Consider the following 4222-nt stretch of genomic DNA (forward strand, 5'->3'; position numbering starts at 1 on the left):
CAATGGCCGTGGTGCGTCTGGACGGAATGGGGAGTTTGAACAGACGGGCCGCGGTGTAGCCGAGGGCGTAGCCAAGGCCGTTATGCAGGATGACTGCCGCGAGAACCAGGAGTCCCGCCGCGAAGATGGCCTTGGCGCTTCCGGCGACCACCGCCACCACCACAAGGGTGATGGCGATGACCGAAATCCAGGGAAGGGCAGGCAGCGCCTTGGCAACAAGGCCCGGCACGAAGCGCCGGATGACAAGGCCCAGCAGGACGGGGAACAGCACAATCTGGACGATGGACCACGCCATCGATCCGGCGTCCACCGGCATGTACTGGCCAGCCAGCCACAGGGCCAGCACGGGGGTCAGCAGGGGAGCGATCAGCGTCGAAACGGACGTCATCGCCACGGACAGGGCGACGTCACCCTTGGCCAGGTAGGACACCACATTCGAGGCCGTCCCGCCCGGGCAGCAGCCCACCAGGATGACGCCCGCGGCCAGTGCCGGCGGCAGCTGCAGTGCCGCCGCGATCAGCCAGCCCAGGAACGGCATGATGGCATACTGCGCCACGACCCCGATCACCACCGGGATGGGGCGTTTGGCAATAATGGCGAAGTCAGGCGGCGTGAGCGTCAGCCCCATGCCGAACATGATGATTCCCAGGAGCGGGTTGATCCAGGGGGCCAGCCCGGTGAATGCTGTCGGAGCGGCAAGCGCTACGGCTCCACCCGCCAGGATAAGGATGGGAAAAAGGGTGACGGCGACGCGGGCGCTGCGTTCTTCCGCGGCTGATTCCGTCGTGGAAGTTTCGGATAAAGAAGACATACCTACCGGATTATCACAGCAACTGTTGTGTTCCGGAATCAGAGCGACTTGATGACGGTGGGGCTGGTGTGATTGGGCACCCGGTGTTCCGCCCTCACCACGTGACGGTTCCGGCGGCCCCGTCCACTGTGATGCGCTGGCCATCGCGCAGCGCCGTGGTGGCGTCCGCAACACCCACCACTGCGGGAATACCGTATTCACGGGCCACCACTGCGCCGTGCGATATGACGCCGCCCATCTCCATCACCAATGCTCCCGCCGTCATGAACAGCGGCGTCCAGCCCGGATCGGTGGAGGGGGCCACCAGGATTTCCCCTGGCTCCAGGTGGGCGCCCACCGGATCCATGATCACCCTGACCCTCCCGGTGGCAGTGCCTGCAGAAGCCGGCGTCCCCAGGAGGCCGTCTGCCGCAGCCGGTTGGGGCTTCGCGGCGGCTGCCTCAACGTCTGTGCCGTCCGAGAGCAGAAGGCGCGGTATGCGCCGCCGGCGGAGTTCGACGTCGTACAGCCGACGGCGGCGCGCGACGATTGCCTTTAAATCGGCACCGCGCAGGCCCACACGCAGTTCGTCGAAGTCCAGGAAGAACACGTCGCCGGCGGCGTCGACGGTTCCGTTCCTGACCAGTTCGGCGCCGACCTCCTCGAGCTGCCGGTGCATCTCCGCGAGCACCAGCACGATGCAGAACTTGGGCAATTCCCGGAGACCGGCGAGCTGCCGGGTCCTCCGCAGGCACAACGCCACCAGGCGCCCCCGCAACCGGCTCTTCGTTCCAGCGCGCTCCACCAGCTCGCTGATCCTGGCCTCGGCGTGGCCGGCGGCCGCGGCGAACTGGCGGTCCGGGGCCTGTTCCGGATCGTCCACGCGCAGATAGTTCGAGATCATGCCGAGGATGTGGTCGGGTTCCTCGGACCACCTCGGCATCCCCAAATCGATCTCCGCCACGGCACGGTGGCCGTACTGTGTCAGGAACTCCTGCAGCCCGGACTGGGCGCTACCAGGCAGCGTTCCCGCCCTGTAGCGGGCCGCCAGCTCACCGGGCTTCAGCTCCGTGAAAGCCCGCCGGGCCTCCGGGTCCCCGCCCACGGACACCGCCAGCTGCCACAGCTCCAGGTCCATGACGGTGGTCACGTTGTGGGGAAGCCCGCGCAGGACCGCCTCCAGTTCGCGCGGTTTGGCAATTCCGCGCAACAGCCTGCGGGCGGCGGCCAGCATCAGGTAGCCCGTGGCCGGCGCCGGCAGCGTGGCCTGGATCAACCCGTTGATAATGGTGGCCATGAGGTCCTCGGTGTGCTGGAGCCGCCTGGCCGCCGTGGCCGGCAGGGGGAGGACCAGCCGGGTTGCAAGCCGGTCCTGGTACCGCCGCGCCCGCCGCAGTTCCCGGTCCGGCCACACCACGGCACGGACCATGGCGGGTATCAGCCCGACGGGCAGGCCCAGGCTTTGGGCGCCCCCAGCACTCCTGGATCGCGTGGGGGCCGGGGATGTGCTGCCCCTGCGGCTGGATGTGGTCCGGGAAGGCCGGACCACGCTGAACCGCGGGTCTTCCAGCAGGGCGGGCAGGAGGGCGGCGGAGCGTCCGTCCGCGAGCGGCAGCACCTTTTCCAGTAGCTGGCGTCCGGACTTGTTGCGGAGAATCGGCGTCACCTCGACGTACATCCGCAGCCCCGGGTTCGCGTATCTCCACGGCCCCTGGTTGTTGCCCCTCATGCGGCCCAGGACGGAGAGCCCCATCGGCGTGATGGGGCGTGTGAGCCCCTGGAGCAGGGTGCCGCACAGGTAGATCCGGGTCTCCGGGCCTGAGCCTGCGCCCGCAGCTGTGTCCGCGCCGGCCTGACCGTTGAGCGGATCATCGTCCGGCAGCGGGTACAGCGTGGTGATGGGCCGTGACTGGGTCAGCCAGGTCTTGCCGCCGCGGTCGATCACCCATTCCACGTCCTGGGGCGTGCCGAAAAGCCGTTGCGCGGCGTCACCGAGGGATGTCAGTTCGTGAAGCTGCGGCCCGGTCAGGCTGGGTGACGGGCCCTGCGGCTGCTGCAGGATCCGGCCCGACGCCGTCTCCACCACGAATTGGTCGGGGTTGACGGCGCCGGACACCACGGCCTGGCCCGGGCCTGGGCTGGCATCAATGACTGTCTGGGTCCGGGTGCCGGTCACCGGGTTGGCGGTGAACAGCACGCCGGCTGTGCCGGCGTCGGCCATTTGTTGAACGACGACGGCGAGACCCAGCCCGCGGTGGCTGATCCCGTTCGCGGTGCGGTAGGCCACCGCCCGGTCCGTCCAGAGTGAGGCCCAGCAGCGCCGGACGGCGTCAACCACGGCGTCGGCTCCCACCACGTCCATGAAGGAGTCCTGCTGCCCGGCGAAGCTGGCGAAGGGCAGGTCTTCGGCGGTGGCGGATGAACGCACCGCCACCGGGCCGCTGCCCAGCGCGGCGTAGGCCTCGCGGATGGCGGCCTCGACGTCGGGCGGTACCGGCGCTGCCACCACCGCCTCGCGGGCCCGCTGCGCGAGGCCGTTCCGTACTTCGTCGGGAAGTCCGCCGCCGTCCGGTCCCACTCCGTCCGGTCCCACGCCGTCAAGACGGGCGGCAATGACGTCCAGCTCCGCGGGCGCCGCCTTCCGGTAGCCGGCGGTGGTCAGGCAGAACCCCGGCGGAACTGGAAAGTCCGCAGCGGCAAGCCGGCCCAGGTTGAGGGCCTTGCCACCCACTGATTCCAACGACGCCGACCCCAACTGGCGGAGGTCAACAACCAGGCTCGTTCCGGCGCCATCCTGTTCCGGAATTACCGAGGCCATGACGGCTCCTTCTGCGGTGGACGCTGATGCCGATCAGGCTAGTCCGGGCGGCGGGCGGAGCACAGGGGAGAAATGCCCTACTTCGGGGGGCCCTGGATGTTGGCTCGACGGACGTCGAGCCAACAAAGTCTGCGACCGACAGGAAGCCCCTAGGCCTCCCGCAACACCCAAGCCGCGTTGTCCGGCTGCAGCCAGCCATCCTCAACCAGCGGTGAGGCGCTGAGCAGGACCGTTCCGGACGGGAGCCTGACCGGTTCGGTCCCCATCGCAACAGCCACCAGGAAGCGGGCGCTCCGCTCGCAGACGAGGAGGCCGCCGGCCTCGACACGCCAGCTGCCGCCGTCGTCCGCGGTGAAAACACCCTTCTCCCACAGCTGGCGGCGCAGCTCCAGGGCGTCCCGGGCCAGGTTCAGGCCGGACTGCTGGTCCTGCTGCTGGCGTTCGACGGCGTATCGGCCCCAGCCGGCGGGCTGGGGCAGCCACGGCTGGACGGCGGGCTCGGCCAGCGAGAATCCGTGGTTCAGCGCTGCATCCTCTGTCCAGGGCAGCGGCACCCGGGCCCCGTCGCGGCACACCCCGCCGCGCGCCCACATCGGATCCACCCGGGCTTCGAG

Annotated in this window: 2 protein-coding genes and 1 pseudogene; all 3 read right to left on the reverse strand. The window is 69.3% G+C overall.

Annotation, left to right across the window (positions count from 1 at the left end):
• Positions 1–811, reverse strand: an 811-nt coding sequence (locus DBR22_RS09910) for a bile acid:sodium symporter family protein (RefSeq protein ID WP_108598883.1), incomplete at its 3' end; no start/stop codon positions are given.
• A 94-nt stretch (positions 812–905) separates the two neighbouring features.
• Positions 906–3608 (reverse strand): PEP/pyruvate-binding domain-containing protein, encoded by a 2703-nt coding sequence (locus DBR22_RS09915; protein ID WP_108598884.1) that lies wholly within the window; start codon positions 3606–3608, stop codon positions 906–908.
• A 149-nt stretch (positions 3609–3757) separates the two neighbouring features.
• Positions 3758–4222 (reverse strand): annotated as a pseudogene (locus DBR22_RS23785) (alpha-amylase family glycosyl hydrolase); the annotation flags it as partial.

The organism is Arthrobacter sp. HMWF013 (assembly GCF_003061105.1).
In the GTDB taxonomy this organism is placed as follows: domain Bacteria; phylum Actinomycetota; class Actinomycetes; order Actinomycetales; family Micrococcaceae; genus Arthrobacter.